We start from the raw sequence: 17,783 nt of genomic DNA on the forward strand, positions 1-17,783 counted from the left end.
AGAACGCAGCTTATAGTGTCCAATATACGTCCTTTGGACTTTTCAGTGCCCGGACGATGTCTGCAGAACGGCATTGCGGTCATTTTATAGCCTGGTTTTTACGTAGGTGTCCTGAAGATGAAACTGGATCCGGAAAAAAAAATTGGGCAAGCCAGGCAAAAAGTTCCCTCCTGTCTTGCGACTGATTCTGCTTTTTCTCCCTGTTGCCCTGCTGATTTGTGGCGGCGGCTATTTGTATTACCTTTCGCAGTTGCGTTTCATCCATGAACAGAACCGCAAAATGGAACATGAAACGGTGCTGGTCGGTGTGGTGTCGATCAACCGGAGTCTTGAGTATGTTATGCAGGATGTGCGGGTTTTGTATTCCAATACCGATTTCAAGAACATGCTGGATCTGCCCGACAGAAGCAATATAGACAATGTCGCCACAGACTGGATAGGCTTTGCCGAGGCCAAGCAGGTCTATCAGAAAATACGCTGGATAGACGAACGGGGGATCGAACGGCTGCGCGTCAATTATGCGGATAAAAAAGCCTTTGTCGTTCCTGAAAACCGTTTGCAGGACAGAAGGGAACGCTATTTTTTCGAGGATACCAATGCGCTTGAGGAAGGGGAGATGTACGTTTCCCCGCTTGACCTGAACATTGAAAACGACCGGATTGAAAGACCGTTTGTTCCGACCATCCGTTTCGGCATGCCTGTTTTCAACAGCAAGGGACAGAAGAAAGGCATTTTGCTTTTGAATTATTATGCCGCTTCCATGCTCAAACGCTTCGAACAGTTGACCAGCATGCGGGGCAATGCCGCCTGGCTCGTCAACCGGAACGGTTACTGGCTGAGAGGGCCTTCGAATGCGGATGAATTCGGATTCATGTTCGACAACCATGACCTGAGCATGGCGGCCCGGTATCCGCAGGCATGGGAACGCATCAGGAATGCGGAAGAAGGCCAGTTTGTCACACGTGACGGTTTATGGTCTTTCAACACGCTTACCCCGCTCATGGCCGGGACGAAAACCAGTACGGGCAGCAGCGAGATTTTTTCGGGAGGACAGGGAGCGCAGGATGTCAGTTCGTACAAATGGAAAGTCGTTACGCTTCTGCCTCTGAGCGCTTATAACGCCGATCTGCTTTATTGGGGAACCAAGGTGGTCGCCATATCGCTGGCGCTTCTGGCTCTGTTCTTTCTGGGTATCCTGTTTATGGTTCGTTTGCAGGAAATGAGAAACCAGTTGCTGCTTAATCTGGAAAAACGGGTTGAAGAGCGGACGGAAGATCTGAACAAGGTCAACGCCGTTCTGGCCCAGAGCGAAGCCCGGTTGAAAAGCGTGTTTGACAACATTCCCGATCTGATCTGGCTGAAAAATACAGCGGGAGTCTATCTGACTTGTAATCGGGCGTTCGAAAACTTTTTCGATCTGGAGGAAAACCGGATTATCGGCAAAACCGACGCCGGTCTGCCCACAGACCGGCAGGCAGACATGCTTCGTCCGGAAGGCAGCCGGATTATCGAAGAAGGAAAGCCGGAAGTCATGGAACAATGGGTGACGAATGTCCAGACCGGGAAACGCGTTTTTTTCGATGTTATCAAGGCGCCCGTCAAAACGCCGGACGGGCGTTTGATCGGTGTGCTGGGGATTGCAAGAGACATTACCCGCCGGAAAGAAGACGAGGAAAAACTGCAACTGGCGGCACTGGTCTATAAAAATTCCAGCGAAGCCATTCTGATTACTAATGCCAAAAACGAGATTCTGGCTGTCAATCCCGCTTTTGAACGGATTACCGGCTATACCCCGGCGGAAATCATGGGAAAGGACCCAAAAATTTTGAGTTCCGGCCGGCAGGACAAGGCGTTTTACAAGGCAATGTGGGATGCATTGGGCAAAAAGGGATTCTGGCGGGGCGAATTGTGGAACCGGAAAAAAAACGGCGAAGTCTATCTGGCATGGCTGACGATCAATGTCGTTTATAACGAGGACGGTTCCGTTCGCTATTATGTGGAATTGTCCAACGACTTCACCGAAAAGAAAGAAGCGGAAGACATGATCTGGCGACAGGCCAATTTCGATTTTCTGACCGGTTTGCCGAATCGCCGGATGTTGCTTGACCGCTTGCAGCAGGAAATCGTCAAGGTCAATCAGTCCGGCAAGAAGCTGGCGCTGCTTTTTCTGGATCTGGATAATTTCAAGGATGTCAACGATACGCTGGGACACGATATGGGTGACCTGCTTTTGGTCGATGTGGCCGGACGCCTGAATGAATGTGTTCGCGAAATCGATACGGTTTCCCGTCTGGGCGGTGACGAATTCGCCGTCATTTTGACGGAATTGTCCGATTTGAGGATAGCGGAAACCGTTACGCAATGCATGTTGCGTTCGCTGGCACAGCCTTACCGTCTGGATGGAGAAATCGCTTACCTGAGCGCCAGCATTGGCATGACGGTTTATCCTGACGATGGAACCGGAATCGAAACGCTTCAGAAAAATGCCGATCAGGCCCTGTATGCCGCCAAACAGGCGGGACGCAACCGGATGAGTTATTTTACCGCTTCCATGCAGGCGGCAGCGCAGAACCGCATCAGGCTGGCAAACGATATGCGGATCGCTGTTGAAGAGCATCAGTTCGAAATGCTGTATCAGCCTATTGTCGAGCTGGGAACCGGAAAGATACACAAGGCGGAAGCGCTGATACGCTGGCATCATCCGTTGCGCGGCATTGTCAGTCCGGCAGAATTCATTTCCATTGCGGAAGAAACGGGACTGATCCTGACGATTTCGGACTGGGCGTTCCGGGAAGTGGCGCGGGAAGTCGGACGCTGGCGCGAAAGGTATTATCCCGGTTTCCAGATCAGTTTCAATATTTCACCGGCCCTGTTCCAGAGCAAGACCGATTATTCTGACTGGTTTGACGAGCTTGCCAGGCTGAAGGCGCCGGGCAGCAGTATCGTCATGGAGATTACCGAAGGTGTCTTGCTGGTTTCGAACTGGCAGGTTATTGCGCAACTGACGGAATTTCACCGGCATGGTATGGAAATCGCACTGGACGATTTCGGTACCGGGTATTCGTCTCTTTCCTATCTTAAAAAATTCGAGATCGATTATCTGAAAATCGATCAGGCTTTTGTCAAAAACATCGAAAATGAACCGAAAGATATGGCCTTGTGCGAGGCCATGATCGTCATGGCGCACAAGCTGGATATGAAAGTGATTGCCGAAGGCGTCCAGAACGAGCGACAAAGATGGCTGCTTGCCGGTGCGGGCTGCGATTACGGACAGGGTTATCTTTTTTCCGAACCGCTTGCCGCGGCGGAATTTGAAAATCTTCTGGAAAAGAACAGGCAGGAAGTGTCCTGATGTCCAGGCGGAGTAAATGAAAAAGGCCTGCATGGCAGGCCTGTTCAGATGGGGGCAGGATCAGCCGGCCAGCTTTTTGCGAAGCAGTTCGTTGACCTGGACGGGATTGGCTTTGCCGCGCGTCGCTTTCATGACCTGTCCGACGAGTGAATTGAACGCCTTGTCCCTGCCGGCGCGGAATTCCTCTACGGACCGGGCGTTATTGGCAAGCACTTCATCGATGATTTTTTCGATGGCTCCCGTATCCGAGATTTGTTTCAATCCCCTGGCGTCGATAATGTTATCGACGGCGTCCGCTTCGGCCGGATGCGTTTCCCACAGAACACCGAAAATTTCCTTGGCGATCTTGTTGGAAATGGTGTTGTCGGCAATCCGTTTCATCAAAAGCGCCAGTTGTTCCGGCATGACGGGAACGTCGGCCATACTGATGCCTTCCCGGTTCAGCGCGGAAGAAACGTCGCCCATCAGCCAGTTGGCGTTTTGTTTGGCCAGTGGTTTGCCGGTCAGGGAAACCAGTTTTTCGTAATAGGCGGCCATCGCCTTGGACTGGGTCAAAACGGTAGCGTCGTATTCCGGCAAGCCGTAATCGCTAATGAAACGCCGGCGCATGGCGTCCGGCAATTCCGGCATGCCGCTTCTGACCCGTTCGATCCATTCGGAAGAGATGACGAGAGGCGGAAGGTCGGGGTCGGGGAAGTAGCGGTAATCATCGGAATCTTCCTTGGTACGCATTTCGCGCGTTTCCCGTTTGTCGGGATCGTAAAGGCGCGTTGCCTGAACGACCTGTCCGCCGCTTTCGATCAGCTCGATCTGGCGCTCGACTTCATAGTTGATCGCGTCTTCCAGATTGCGGAAGGAATTCAGGTTCTTGACTTCGCACCGGGTGCCCAATACGGTCGATCCGGCCGGCCTGACTGAAACGTTGGCGTCGCAACGGAAAGAACCTTCCTGCATGTTCCCATCGGAAATGCCCAGCCAGGTAACCAGCGAATGCAGGGCTTTCGCATAGGCGACTGCCTCGGCGGCGCTGCGCATGTCCGGTTCGGTCACGATTTCGAGAAGCGGGGTACCGGCGCGGTTCAGGTCGATGCCCGTCATGTCGGCGAATTCCTCATGCAGGGATTTGCCCGCGTCTTCTTCCAGATGGGCGCGTGTCAGATTGACGGTCTTGATGTAGCTTTCCCTGCCTTTTTGTTCGACAATGCAGTCGATTTTACCGCCCAGCACAACCGGTTTTTCGAACTGGCTGATCTGGTAGCCTTTCGGCAGATCGGGATAAAAATAGTTTTTCCGGGCGAAAACCGATACGGGGGCGACCTGCGCGCCGGTAGCCAGACCGAACTGGATGGCTTTTTCAACCGCGCCCCGGTTCATGACCGGCAATACCCCTGGCAGGGCCAGATCGACCGGACAGGCCTGTGTGTTGGGTTCGGCGCCGAAGCTCGTCGAGGCGCCGCTGAAGATTTTGGATACGGTTGAAAGTTGTGCATGTGTTTCAAGACCGATGACTACTTCCCACTGCATAGTGTTTCCTTTGGTTTGGGTGACGGAAAAACCGCCGAAAATATTTTCTGTTGCAGGCCGGAAAACCGGCCACATCCTTGATACGGCATCAGGCCGGCGCTTTGAGGTGCCAGTCCGTGACTTGCTGATACTGATGGGCGATATTCAAAAGCCGGGTTTCATCGAAGTAATTGCCCGTCAGTTGCAGGCCGACCGGGCGGCTGGCATGGTTGCCCTGTCCGAAACCGCAGGGGATGGACATGCCCGGCAAACCGGCCAGATTGGTCGAAAGCGTGAAAATATCGCCGAGATAGTTGGCAACGGGATCGTCCGCCTTGTCGCCGAGATTCCAGGCGACAGTCGGAGAGACCGGCCCCATGATCACCTCGCATTCCCGGAAGGCGTTTTTATAGTCTTCCGCGATCAGGCGCCGGATTTTCTGGGCCTGGATGTAATAGGCGTCGTAATAGCCGTGGCTCAGTACATAGGTGCCGACAAGGATGCGGCGCTGGACTTCGTCGCCGAAGCCTTCCGAACGGGTTTTGCGATACATGTCCTGAAGATCGGTATAGTTTTCCGCGCGGAAGCCGTAACGGACGCCATCGAAACGGCTGAGATTGGACGAGGCTTCCGCCGGAGCGATGACGTAATAGGCCGGGATGCACAGGGCGGTGTTTTTCAGGGAAATATCGACCAGTTTCGCGCCCAGTTTTTCGTATTCTTTCAGGGCGTTCCGAATGGGCTGTTCGACTTCCGGGGAAAGCCCGTCACTGAAGTATTCGCGCGGGATGCCGATGCGCAATCCTTCCAGAGGCCGGTTCAGACAGCCGGTATAGTCTTCGGGACTTTTTTCGAGACTGGTTGAATCCTTCGGGTCAAAGCCGGTCATTTCGTTCAACAGCAGGGCGCAGTCCTCGGCGGTTTTGGCAATCGGCCCGCCCTGGTCCAGCGATGAGGCGTAAGCGATCATGCCGTAACGGGAAACCAGGCCGTAAGTCGGCTTGATGCCGGTCACGCCGCAAAAAGCGGCGGGCTGGCGGATCGAGCCGCCGGTATCGGTCGCGGTGGCAGCCGGAGTCAGGCGTGCCGCCACCGCGGCAGCGGAACCACCGGACGAGCCGCCGGGTACGGCATCCGGATCCCAGGGATTTCTGACGGGGCCAAAGTATGAATTTTCATTGGACGACCCCATGGCGAATTCGTCGCAGTTCAGCTTGCCGAGGTGAACCATGCCGGCATCCTGCAATTTCTGCACGACGGTGGCGTTGAACGGACTCGTGTAATTGGCCAGTATTTTCGATCCTGCAGTCGAGCGCCAGTCTTTCGTGACGAAAATATCCTTGTGGGCAATGGGAACGCCTGTTAAGGGATGCGCCTCGTTTTTGGCGAGCCGTTCGTCAGCGGCGGCAGCCTGTTTCAGGGTCAGCGTTTCATCGACGTGCAAAAAGGCATTGAGTTCGCTGTCGCCGATCCGTTTCAGAAACAGTCGGGCCAGCTCGGTTGCGGAAATCTGTTTTGTCTGCAAAAGCGCAGACAGTTCCGATAGGGTTTTGGTATGCATGGGTTTGATAACGTCTAAAAATCCGGGTTTTGGGCGAACGGGAATAGCCGTCCCTTATTCGATGACCTTGGGAACAAGATAAAGTCCGTTTTCGACGGCAGGTGCCGGGGCCTGATATTCGGCACGGTGATTTTCCTCCGTCACCACATCGTCTCTCAGCCTTAAGGCCACATCGTCTTTGAAAGCCGAAATCGGATGGGCAAGCGGTTCGATGCCGGTGGTGTCGATTGATCGCAACTGTTCGACCATGGCCAGGATATTGTTCAACTGTTCGGCGGTTTTCCGGACTTGCGCGTCGGAAATTTCCAGCTGGGCGAGCTGGGCGATGCGTTCCACATCGGAGAGTTCAAGAGGCATAATGGCTCGATTGTTACAAAAAAAATTTCGGAATGAAATGCATTTGAATGCTGAACATCAGCTATATCCTTTGAATTATAAGGTAGAATGTGCGGTTATTGCATGTCTGCACATCAAGATTGCAGTTTGCCTGTTTTTGCGGACTCAACCGTTTTTCCGGTACGGATTTTTTTATACATCAGGACTGTTCATGTTTGGATTTTTACGCGGTTATTTTTCGAACGATCTGGCCATTGACCTGGGTACGGCCAATACGCTGATCTATGTCAGAAACGCTGGCATCATTCTGGATGAACCCTCTGTCGTCGCCATTCGTCATGACGGGCATTCAGGCGCCAAAAAAAGCATTCAGGCGGTCGGCAAGGAAGCCAAGCAGATGTTAGGCAAGGTGCCGGGCAACATCGAAGCGATCAGACCGATGAAGGATGGCGTGATTGCGGACTTCACCGTGACCGAACAGATGCTGAAACAGTTCATCCGCATGGTCCACAATTCCAAATTCTTCCGTCCTTCTCCGCGTATCATCATTTGCGTTCCCTGCGGTTCCACGCAGGTCGAACGCCGCGCCATCCGTGAATCCGCACTCGGGGCAGGCGCTTCCAAGGTTTATCTGATCGAGGAACCGATGGCGGCGGCACTGGGCGCGGGCCTGCCGATTTCCGAAGCGACCGGCTCCATGGTCGTCGATATCGGCGGCGGCACGACCGAAGTCGGCATCATTTCGCTGGGCGGTATGGTCTATAAGGGATCGGTCCGGGTTGGCGGTGACCGTTTCGATGAAGCGATCGTCAATTACATCCGCCGCAATTACGGCATGCTGATCGGCGAACAGACAGCTGAGGCGATCAAGAAAAACATCGGTTCCGCCTTTCCGGGTACCGAGATCAAGGAAATGGAAGTGAAGGGACGCAATCTTTCAGAAGGCATTCCGCGCGCGTTCACCATTTCGAGTAATGAAATTCTCGAAGCCTTGACCGATCCGTTGAACAATATCGTTTCCGCCGTCAAGAATGCGCTGGAACAGATTCCCCCCGAACTGGGAGCCGACATTGCCGAAAAGGGCATGATGCTGACCGGTGGAGGCGCGCTGTTAAACGATATCGACCGTCTGCTGATGGAAGAAACGGGTTTGCCGGTTCTGATTGCGGAAGACCCGCTGACCTGTGTCGTCCGCGGATGCGGCATCGCGCTCGAGAGAATCGACGAGTTCGAAACGGTTTTTTCTTATGAATGAATGAAAACAGGCACGTGCGACGTGCCTGTTTTCATTGACGACGTCGCCGGCGCGATTTCGTTTTTTGTATCCGGTAAGTTTTTTGATGCAATACGGACCACCACCTCTTTTCAAACAGGGAACGCCCGCGCGGGTAAAAGTCGTTGTGTTTGTCCTGGCTGCCATTGCGCTGCTTTTCATCGATTCCCGTTTGCAGGTGCTTGGCCGGGTACGTCACGTCATCGGCATGGCGATTTATCCGGTTCAACGGGCTGCCATGGTGCCGCGCGATCTTTTTGAAGCCGCAAGCGAGTATCTGACGTCTGCCGGTACGCTGCATGAAGAAGTCAGCCAGATGCGGCAGAAGGAAATGCAGGATGCCCAATTGCTTCAGCGGGCGCAGTTTCTTGAAAACGAAAACGGCCATTTGCGCGAGTTGCTGGGCATGAGCAAGCGCGTCAGTGTCCCATCGGTCCCGGCCGAAATTCTGTACGATGCCCGAAACACGTTCGTTCGCAAGGTCATATTGAACAAGGGCTCGAAAAACGGGGTGCTTCCCGGCCAGCCGGTCATTGACGAAAAAGGCGTGATCGGACAGGTTACCGAGGTGTATCTCACTACCTGCGAGGTGACGCTTTTGACGGACAAGGATCAGGCCATTCCTGTTTTGAATGTCCGGAGCGGTGAGCGCAGTGTGGCTTACGGAAGAGGCCAGTCCGGTTATCTCGAACTGCGTTTCATGATGGCGAATGCCGATATTCAGGCTGACGACATACTGGTGACTTCCGGAATAGACGGGGTGTATCCGGCGGGTCTGGCGGTCGGCAAGGTCGCGAAAATACGCGACAGTTCCAGCGGGTCGTTCGATCACATCATTTGCGAGCCGGTAGCCGGTATCAACCGGAACCGGCAGGTGCTCATCCTGTTGTCCGACACCACGGTGATACCGCGGCCGGTTTCCGGAGAAAGAGCGGCCGGTGCCCGCAAGCGGGCTGCACCCAAACAGAATGAAGCGGGGAAATAAGTCATGAGTGGAATAAAACAGACCCCTGAACGCATTTTGCTTCCGGTCAGCCCCGTTTTTATCGCGCTGAGTCTCTTCGTGGCGTTTCTGCTGAATCTCCAGCCCTGGGGACACTGGGTCGGCGTACCCGATTTTGTAGCGCTTGTGCTCGTTTTCTGGGGGATTCATCAGCCGCGTCGCGTCGGTATCGGCATTGCTTTCTGCATGGGCCTGTTGATGGACGTCAATGACGCGACCCTCCTGGGGGAAAACGCGCTGGCTTATACCCTTCTGAGTTATTTCGCGATTACCCTGCACCGGCGGGTGCTCTGGTTTCCGCTGAAAAAGCAGGGCTGGTATATCCTTTTTTTGCTCTTGTCTTCCCGGCTGGTCCAGATGCTGGTGCAGTTTATCGTCAGTCATCGCACCGCCAGCTGGTTTTATCTGATAGACAGTTGTGTCGGCACCTTGTTGTGGCCGGTCGTCACGATGATTCTGCTGGCGCCCCAGCGCCAGTCAGTCGATACGGATGTGGATCGTTCCTTATGATACGGGCAGGGATTCCAGTTGTCCGCTTGTGGAATGGATGGCCGCTCCTGTCTGGCGGCAATAGCGGTTTTGGCGTGCAGACATTATGGCGAATCTGAACGATACCGGCAGGGATCTCCGGAATTTCCGGAAGCGGATTATGGCTCTGGCCGTTTTCGTGCTGGTCTGTTTTTTTCTGCTGCTTTTGCGTTTTGTCTGGCTACAGGTCGTCAGGCACAGCAATTATGTGGCCCAGGCCGAAGAGAACCGGATCTCGATCGTGCCGACGATGCCTTCACGGGGGATCATTACCGATCGTAACGGCGTGGTGCTGGCCAACAATTATTCCGCTTATACCCTTGAAATCACGCCTGCCAAGATTGACGGAAAAATAAATGAGGTGATTGACGAACTGGCCCGGTTTATTGAAATCACGCCTTACGAACGTAAACGTTTCAAAAGACGAATGGAAGAAACGAAGCGTTTTGAAAGCATTGTCCTGAAGTCCAAGCTGACCGATGAAGAGGTCGCGCGTTTTACGGTCCGGCGTTACGGTTTTCCCGGCGTGGAAGTGCAGGCGCGCATGTTCCGGCAATATCCGCTGGGTGAAGTCGCCGCCCATGCGATCGGCTATATCGGGCGCATCAGCCAGAAGGATATCGACCGTTTGCCGGAAGAGGAAGACACCAATTATCAGGGGACGACCCACTACGGAAAGGAAGGGATCGAGAAGAGTTACGAGCGGGTGCTGCATGGCGTAACCGGGTATGAGGAAATGGAAGTGTCGGCAAGTGGACGGGCCGTTCGCACTCTTTCCACACACTCGACTGTTCCGGGCAACAATCTGGTGCTCTCGATTGATATCGAGCTCCAGAAGGTGGTGGAAGAGGCATTTGGCAAACGGCGCGGCGCCCTGATCGCCATGGATCCGGCAACAGGAGAGATTCTCGCCTATGTTTCCAAACCGACTTTTGATCCCAATCTGTTTGTGGACGGGATCGACCAGCAAAGCTGGGATGAGCTGAATACGTCGATCAACCGGCCGCTGATCAACCGGCCGATTCGCGGCGCTTACCCTCCGGGTTCGACCTACAAGCCGTTCATGGCGCTGGCGGCGCTCGAACTGGGATACCGGACACCGCAGGCGGCCATCAGCGATCCGGGTTATTTTGTTTACGGCAATCACCGTTTCCGGGACGACAAGGCGGGTGGCCATGGCCTGGTGGATATGTATAAATCCATCGTCCAGTCGTGCGATACGTATTACTATATCCTCGCTGCGGAAATGGGGGTCGATACCATGCACGATTACATGAAACAGTTCGGTTTCGGTGAACTGACCGGTATCGATCTCGCTCATGAAAGAAAGGGCATTTTGCCTTCGATGGAATGGAAGCGGAAAGCGTACAGGAATCCGAATCAGCAAAAGTGGTATCCCGGCGAAACGATTTCGCTTGGCATCGGACAGGGGTATAACACCTTTACGCCATTGCAACTGGCGTATGCCACGGCGTTGCTGGTCAATAACGGATCGGCGGCGCGGCCTCATCTGGTCAAGGAAATCGAGGATGGCGTTACGCACGAAAGAAAGCCTGTCGTGACCGAGACAGTCAAACTGGATATCAGGCAGGAAAACATCGACGTGATCAAGAAGGCCATGGTCGGGGTAACCAGGGAAGGGACGGCTGCCCGGGTTTTCGGGGGGGCGGGATATGTTTCCGGCGGCAAGACGGGAACGGCACAGGTAATTGGCATCGGCAAAAACGAGAAATACAATGCGGCCGCTCTGGCGGAGCACAAACGGGATCATGCCCTTTATACGGCGTTCGCTCCGGTGGACAATCCGAAAATCGTGATTGCGCTGATTGTCGAAAACGCCGGGTTCGGCGCGTCCGCTGCGGCGCCCATTGCGAAAAAAGCCATGGATTATTTCTTTTTGGGCAAGAGACCGGCGACAGAGGTAACGGGCCATGCGGTTCCGGAACAGCCGGAGGATTATCCCGAAGAACCGGATGACGTGTTGCAGCCGATAATGACGCCGGCGTTGCCCGAAGAAGAAAATACGGAACAAGAGTGATATACCTATGGATACTCCTTATCAGGACGTGATTCGCAACAAACTGAAAAGCTGGCTGGCCGTTTTTGACGGGCCGCTGGCGCTGATCGTTTTCCTGATCATGTCGGTAGGCATTGTTACCCTGTATTCGGCAGGTATTGATTTCCCGGGGCGGGTTGAAGACCAGTTGCGAAATATTCTGATCGGTTTCGCCATTATGTGGATTGCGGCCAGTGTTCCTCCACAGACGCTGATGCGTTTTGCCGTGCCGATTTATACCTTCGGTATCGCTTTGCTTCTGGCTGTCGCCATGTTCGGGCTGATCAAGAAAGGAGCGCGGCGCTGGCTGAATATCGGGATCGTCATTCAGCCTTCCGAAATCATGAAAATTGCCCTGCCGCTGATGCTGGCCTGGTTTTTCCAGAAACGGGAAGGCCATATCGGCTGGAAAGAGTATCTGATCGCCATGGGAATTCTGGCGATACCGGCCGGGCTGATTATGAAACAGCCCGATCTGGGGACGGCTCTTCTGGTGGCGGCGACCGGCTTTTACGTCATTTTTCTGGCCGGCCTGGCCTGGAAAGTCATTATCGCCATGTTTGTTGCCGGTGCTGCCAGTCTGCCGATTGTCTGGACCTTGCTGCACGATTATCAGAGGCACCGGGTCATGATGCTGATCGACCCTTCGTCCGATCCGCTCGGCAAGGGATTTCATATTATCCAGTCGGTTATCGCTATCGGATCGGGCGGGATAACGGGCAAGGGATGGTTACAGGGAACGCAGGCTTATCTGCATTTTATTCCAGAGCGGACAACCGACTTTATTTTTGCGGTTTTTTCCGAGGAGTTCGGACTGATCGGCAATATCGTTCTGATCATTCTGTATCTGCTTTTGATCGCGCGCGGGCTGATGATTGCGATGAATGCCTCGACCGTTTTCGCCAGACTGCTTGCCGGGGCTATTACCATGATGTTTTTCATGTATGCCTTCGTCAATATGGGCATGGTCAGCGGCATTTTGCCGGTTGTCGGCGTGCCCCTGCCGTTCATGAGTTATGGCGGGACGGCGATGGTGACGCTGGGACTCGGCACCGGCATTTTGATGAGTATCCAGCGGCATCGCAAGCTGGTGCAGACCTGAACAGGCCGGCATTTCCCGTCGCGTTGCCTTCTTCCGACACGCGTTCCGCTGTTTGCCGGCCTTGCCGGATGAAAGAAAACGGCAAGTTGGGTTATACTTTAAGCGGTTGATGCGCTTTTATCGCACATTTTTTCTTTTTCAAACTGTTTTGAAAGCAGGCGATTTCAAAACGGTTTTCAGCGTCGGGCAGGGTGAAGAGGGTGTCTGGAAAAAATCGCAAATGGCTGGTTTTGACGGCGATGCTGGCATCGGCTTGCGCCCTGATATTGTCCGGTTGCGGTACAACGCCTGATTTGCCGGGGAAAACCGCTTCTGCGAAAACGGGCAAGGTCAAAACGAAAAAGGGCGGCGGCTATTATCTGGACGACGGCCCGATGGATGAGGTGCCGGACAATCTTCTTGATGTGCCCGATGCCGAACCCAGGGTGGAAAAGCTGGCTCGCGGTCCCAACAAACCGTATGTCGTGTTCGGCCAGAGCTATGTTCCCATGACGCAGATGAGCGAATACAGGAAAAGAGGGATCGGCAGCTGGTACGGCAAGAAATTCCACGGGCAGAAAACCTCATCCGGCGAACCTTACGACATGTTCAAGATGACGGCGGCTCATCCCACCTTGCCCATTCCGAGTTATGCGCGCGTGACGAGTCTGGAAACCGGAAAGCAGGTTATCGTCCGGGTCAATGACCGCGGGCCTTTCCTGTCCAACCGCCTGATCGATCTGTCCTATACGGCGGCCTACAAGCTGGGTTATCTGGAAAAGGGCAGCGGGCAGGTGGAAGTCGAGTTGCTGTTGCCTGATGAAATCGAACGGATCAATCTGGCGAAGAAAGACGCTTCTTCGCCGATTGGCCCGCAGCCGGTGGTCATTGCCGCCGCCAGCGAGGGCGGTGACCGGACAAAAGCGGCACCGCCGGCAGCGAACGTGAGCCAGCCGGATGCAAGGGGCACGAAAACGGCATCTGGCGGCCCGGCTTATTATCTTCAGCTGGGCGCCTATCAGGAGGCCAGCAATGCCCAGTCTTATCAGGCGAAATTTTCTCTGGACTGGGCGCATAAACTGCCGTCACTGGAAGTCGTGCAGTCGGGGAATTTTTACAAGCTGTTTGCCGGGCCTTTCAATACGCTGGCCGAAGCGACGCAGGCGGTGCAGGAAATGAGGAGCATGGGGACGAATTCTTTTGTCGTCCGCCGGTAAAGAGAGTTTGGCGGGAAGGGCGGCTACCGTTTTGCGCGGGAGAAGGGCGGAAAAAATGAAAAAGGCAGGTATTGCGCGCCTGCCTTTTTTGTTTTCGTCCCCATTTCAGTCACCGTAGAGCTTCTGTTTCAGTTCGCGCCGCTGTTGTGCTTCAAGGGAAAGGGTCGCTGTCGGACGCGCAAGCAGTCTGGCAATACCGATCGGCTCACCTGTTTCGACACACCAGCCATAGTCCCCCGAATCGATGCTGGCCAGCGACTGTTTCACTTTTTTCAGCAGCTTGCGCTCGCGGTCGCGGGTTCTCAGTTCGAGGGCGTGTTCTTCCTCGATGGTCGCGCGGTCTGCGGGATCGGGAACCAGGGTCGTTTCGCGAAGGTTTTCCGTTGTCTGGCCCGCATTCCGGATGAGATCCTGTTCCATTTTTTGCAGGCGATCCCTGAAAAAGGCCAGCTGGGCGGGATTCATGTAATCGTCCTCGCTCATTTTCAGGATTTCTTCCTCGGTCAAAAGCGGTGTTGCGGATGTCGGTTTTTTGGTCTTGGTATTCACTTGTCTTGTTTCCTTTGCCTCAATATATCAATTTGTCATAACCGGCAATTTATTGCGGCATGTATTGCACTATGGATTGAAACACCCGGCAATAAAATTTAATCGACTGAATGACTTCTGTCAAAAGCTCGTGTTAATAAAACGGAAAAAAGGGTTTTTGTTTTTTGTTCAATCCGCAAGACTAGCATGGAGTCCTTCCATAAAAATTGTCCTGGGCAGGTTTTTTCCAATAAAAACCAATTTGCTTTCCGGAGCGTGTTTTTCCTCCCATTTTTCCACCACGTCCGTTCCCATCAATTGCTGCACGCCCTGAAAGACCACTTTCCGGTCGGCGCCTTTCATGTAAAGGACGCCCTTGTAACGCAGCATTTGCGGGCCGTAAAGCGTAATCATCCGGTCGAAGAAATCGTTTAACCTGTCCGGATCGAACGGCTTTTCGCTATGGAAAACGAAGGAATTGATGTCGTCCAGATGATGGGAACAGGCGCAGTCTGGCCCGCATTCATGGTCGTGATGAGGGGGGTGATCGTGATCATGGCGATGTGTGTGATCGTCCATGTCGACCTCGACTTTCGAGCTGAGATTGAAGCCGCGCAAGTCAAGGACTTCGGCAACCGGAACACGGCCGAAATCGACCGTGTGGATTGAGGCATGGGGATTGATGCGGCGAAGCCGGGCGATCAGAAGCTCGACCTCTTCAGCACTGACGAGATCGGTTTTCGAAATCAGGAGCCGGTCGGCGTATCCGACTTGCTGGCGCGCCTGTTCGTATTCGTCGAGCTGTTGCATGGCGAACACGGCGTCCATCAGCGTGACGATGCCGTCGATCATGAAATCTTTGGCAACGGCATCTTCCAGAAAGAAAGTCTGGGCGACCGGACCGGGATCGGCCAGACCGGTGGTCTCGATCACGACGCGATCGAAGTTGATGTCACCGTTTCGCCGCTTGTCGGCCAGTCTGGTCAGCGCCGTGACGAGATCGCTGCGGATCGTGCAGCAGATGCAGCCGTTGCTCATTTCAACGATTTGTTCCGCGTCGTCCTGGACAAGAATATTGCTGTCGATGTTTTCTTCGCCGAACTCGTTTTCGATGACGGCAATGCGCTGTTTGTGATGGTTGTCTTTGAGAATCCGGTTTAACAGCGTGGTTTTTCCGGCGCCGAGAAAGCCGGTGATGATGGTGACAGGTATCAGTGACATGGCACGTCGTGATGTAGTGGTTGAAAGGGTTATGTTTACGGATGTTCAGGGGCCGGACAATGCCGGTCTGAGGTCAAAAGTATGCCCTGTTTTTTATAGCGAAATCAAGTATATCCCGAAAGAATGTGCAGGTTGCCGGATTGAACGGAATGCGGGTCCTGACAATGGTCGTGTCGTCGTGTTCACAGCGTGGTCCGTTTTTTTATGCAGGAGAATATCCTGCTTGCCGGTTGCCTGCCGGTTCCCGAAGCGATTGCGCGAAATTGCCGGGTCAGGCGTTTGCCAAAAAAGAATAGAAGGCGGCTGGCAAGAAAGAAGGATGAACGTTCAGTTTCCGGATTTTTTGGTTTTGGCTCGTGGATGGGCCGAGTCGTACACGGCCGCCAGATGCTGGAAGTCCAGAGCAGTATAAATCTGGGTGGAGGCGATGGAAGAATGTCCCAGCATTTCCTGTACGGCGCGCAGATCGCCGGACGATTGCAGAATGTGCGAAGCGAATGAATGCCGGAGGACATGGGGATGGACGTTGACAGGCAAGCCAAGGCGTTTGGCGTGGGCTTTCAGTCTTAACTGGACCTGCCGGGGCGAGATGCGTTTTCCACGTGAATTGACAAACAGGGCAAAGGCGTCCCGGGGCAGGGCCTCCGGATGCACGAGATTGTCGCGGGCGGCAAGCCAGTTCCGGACAGCGGTTATTGCGGCATCGCCTGCCGGTACGATACGGGTCTTGTTGCCCTTGCCGGTTACCGTCACTTCCTTTTCATTCAGATCAATCCATCCTGCCGAGACATAGCCGGCCTGTCTGACGGCCTGTATGTCCAGTCCGGTGAGTTCCGACACGCGCAGTCCGCTGGAATAAAGCAGCTCGAACATGGCGCGATCGCATAATGCGGCTGCCTGGCCAGCGGATGACGCGTTTGTATCGGCGGGTCCGGAAGAGACGAGCCGGACGGCATCATCGACCGACAGGGCTTTCGGCAGGGGTTTGCTTTTTTTGGGAGCGTGGATGTCTTCGGCCGGATTGGTGGAGAGGAGGGCCTCATCGACGAGCCACTGGAAGAAGCCGCGCCATGCGGACAGTTTCCGGCCGATCGAACGGGGGGACAGGCCGCTGGCATGCAGCCGGGAAACGAAGCGGCGTATGTCGGTGGAAGAGAGCCGGTTAAGCCCGGTTTCACCGGCCATTTCCGTCAACTGCGCCAGATCGCGCCGGTAACTGTCCAGCGTGTTGCCGGAGAGTTTCCGCTGGCCGGAGAGCGTATCCAGATAGCTTTTGACGGGATTGCCGCTCTCCGGACGATCCGCCAGGGTTTCTTTCATTTAACCGATGATCCTTAAATGATCCAGTGCCGCGCTGGCCAGTTTGCCGATGTCGTCCAGAAAATCGGTCGCCATGTCGTTCTGGAACCGGGTCGCATCGGGGGAACCCATGACAAGAAGGCCGAATGGCAGGGATTCCGGCCCGGTTTTCAATGGAACGATGGCGACCGAACGTATTTCGGCGGCGTGATCCAGCCATTTGACGGCTTCCTGATTTTCCGGCACTTTGCCGCAATAGGGATGGCTCATGCCATTGGCGGCGTTGCGGATATCCTCGCTGGCGTGTTGGGTGAACCAGCTGTCGGCATACTCCGGCCGGATGTTCCAGAGTCTTAGGGTGACAGCCGGAATGCCGAAGACCGATTGCAGCCCCGAGACGATCGTTTGCGGCATGGCGGCATCGTTTTGTTCTTTCAGGAGCGGACACGTCCAGTCCAGTATTTTTTCCATCAGGGTCTTGTTGGCCTGTGCCGCATGCATCAGTCTGGACAGTTGCAGTTCGAGGGCCTTGTGCTTGCTTCGCAATACTTCGATCTGGCGCTCATGCAGCGAGACGGTTTTGCCGATGACCGGGCTGGTCAGGCGCAAACCGGGAAGAATATCGGCATGGGTTTCGAAAAAATCGGGATGGTCGACAAGATACTGGGCAACAGTGTTGGAATCGATAGCCTGCGTCATGATGGATTCGGTAAGGTAAATAAACAGTGACGGCAAAAATGCCATTTTACCTGAGACGGGAACGGCTGATGGAAAATATGCATGAGAAATGCCGGTTTGACCGGTTATCGGAAAACGCTTTATTTC

Annotated in this window: 14 protein-coding genes; 7 read left to right on the forward strand and 7 right to left on the reverse strand. The window is 54.3% G+C overall.

Annotated features, from left to right (window positions below; all coding sequences use genetic code 11):
* Nucleotides 1–142: 142 nt before the first annotated feature.
* Complete coding sequence (locus OFAG_RS04550; protein WP_020994859.1) at nt 143–3,352, forward strand: EAL domain-containing protein; 3,210 nt, start codon at nt 143–145, stop codon at nt 3,350–3,352.
* A gap of 60 nt (nt 3,353–3,412) precedes the next feature.
* On the opposite strand, the gene gatB is transcribed toward OFAG_RS04550, so the two are convergent.
* The 3 genes from gatB to gatC are packed head-to-tail and all read right to left on the reverse strand — an operon-like array spanning nt 3,413 to nt 6,773.
* Nucleotides 3,413–4,918 (reverse strand): Asp-tRNA(Asn)/Glu-tRNA(Gln) amidotransferase subunit GatB, encoded by a 1,506-nt coding sequence (gene gatB / locus OFAG_RS04555; RefSeq protein ID WP_390621830.1) that lies wholly within the window; start codon nt 4,916–4,918, stop codon nt 3,413–3,415.
* 46 nt (nt 4,919–4,964) lie between these two features.
* Complete coding sequence (gene gatA / locus OFAG_RS04560; protein ID WP_005877604.1) at nt 4,965–6,416, reverse strand: Asp-tRNA(Asn)/Glu-tRNA(Gln) amidotransferase subunit GatA; 1,452 nt, start codon at nt 6,414–6,416, stop codon at nt 4,965–4,967.
* A 54-nt stretch (nt 6,417–6,470) separates the two neighbouring features.
* Complete coding sequence (gene gatC / locus OFAG_RS04565) at nt 6,471–6,773, reverse strand: Asp-tRNA(Asn)/Glu-tRNA(Gln) amidotransferase subunit GatC (protein WP_005877602.1); 303 nt, start codon at nt 6,771–6,773, stop codon at nt 6,471–6,473.
* 190 nt (nt 6,774–6,963) lie between these two features.
* On the opposite strand from gatC, the gene OFAG_RS04570 reads away from it, so the two are divergent.
* The 6 genes from OFAG_RS04570 (at nt 6,964) to OFAG_RS04595 (ending at nt 13,910) form a co-directional block, all read left to right on the forward strand.
* A complete protein-coding gene (locus tag OFAG_RS04570; protein ID WP_005877599.1) occupies nt 6,964–8,007 on the forward strand; it encodes a rod shape-determining protein in 1,044 nt (347 codons plus the stop codon).
* An 85-nt stretch (nt 8,008–8,092) separates the two neighbouring features.
* Nucleotides 8,093–9,010: a rod shape-determining protein MreC gene (gene mreC, locus OFAG_RS04575; RefSeq protein ID WP_005877597.1), complete on the forward strand. Its 918-nt coding sequence runs from the start codon at nt 8,093–8,095 to the stop codon at nt 9,008–9,010.
* 3 nt (nt 9,011–9,013) lie between these two features.
* Complete coding sequence (gene mreD / locus OFAG_RS04580; RefSeq protein ID WP_005877595.1) at nt 9,014–9,538, forward strand: rod shape-determining protein MreD; 525 nt, start codon at nt 9,014–9,016, stop codon at nt 9,536–9,538.
* An 85-nt stretch (nt 9,539–9,623) separates the two neighbouring features.
* Nucleotides 9,624–11,594 carry a penicillin-binding protein 2 gene (gene mrdA, locus OFAG_RS04585; protein WP_005877594.1) on the forward strand — a complete coding sequence of 657 codons (1,971 nt, stop codon included), beginning with the start codon at nt 9,624–9,626 and terminating at the stop codon, nt 11,592–11,594.
* A 7-nt stretch (nt 11,595–11,601) separates the two neighbouring features.
* Nucleotides 11,602–12,714 carry a rod shape-determining protein RodA gene (rodA, locus tag OFAG_RS04590; protein ID WP_005877592.1) on the forward strand — a complete coding sequence of 371 codons (1,113 nt, stop codon included), beginning with the start codon at nt 11,602–11,604 and terminating at the stop codon, nt 12,712–12,714.
* A 191-nt stretch (nt 12,715–12,905) separates the two neighbouring features.
* Nucleotides 12,906–13,910 carry a septal ring lytic transglycosylase RlpA family protein gene (locus OFAG_RS04595; protein WP_005877590.1) on the forward strand — a complete coding sequence of 335 codons (1,005 nt, stop codon included), beginning with the start codon at nt 12,906–12,908 and terminating at the stop codon, nt 13,908–13,910.
* Between the two features lie 105 nt (nt 13,911–14,015).
* Here the strand turns inward: OFAG_RS04595 and dksA are convergent, their stop codons facing one another.
* The 4 genes from dksA to OFAG_RS04615 all read right to left on the reverse strand — a co-directional run bounded on the left by dksA (nt 14,016) and on the right by OFAG_RS04615 (nt 17,702).
* Nucleotides 14,016–14,459, reverse strand: a complete 444-nt coding sequence (dksA, locus tag OFAG_RS04600) for an RNA polymerase-binding protein DksA (protein ID WP_005877588.1) — start codon at nt 14,457–14,459, stop codon at nt 14,016–14,018.
* 168 nt (nt 14,460–14,627) lie between these two features.
* A complete protein-coding gene (locus tag OFAG_RS04605; RefSeq protein ID WP_005877585.1) occupies nt 14,628–15,659 on the reverse strand; it encodes a CobW family GTP-binding protein in 1,032 nt (343 codons plus the stop codon).
* 327 nt (nt 15,660–15,986) lie between these two features.
* Nucleotides 15,987–16,979: a tyrosine recombinase XerC gene (xerC, locus tag OFAG_RS04610; RefSeq protein WP_020994861.1), complete on the reverse strand. Its 993-nt coding sequence runs from the start codon at nt 16,977–16,979 to the stop codon at nt 15,987–15,989.
* Nucleotides 16,980–17,702 carry a DUF484 family protein gene (locus OFAG_RS04615; protein ID WP_020994862.1) on the reverse strand — a complete coding sequence of 241 codons (723 nt, stop codon included), beginning with the start codon at nt 17,700–17,702 and terminating at the stop codon, nt 16,980–16,982.
* Between the last annotated feature and the right edge of the window lie 81 nt (nt 17,703–17,783).

The sequence above is a fragment of the Oxalobacter paraformigenes genome (assembly GCF_000158475.2).
GTDB classification, from domain to species: domain Bacteria; phylum Pseudomonadota; class Gammaproteobacteria; order Burkholderiales; family Burkholderiaceae_D; genus Oxalobacter; species Oxalobacter paraformigenes.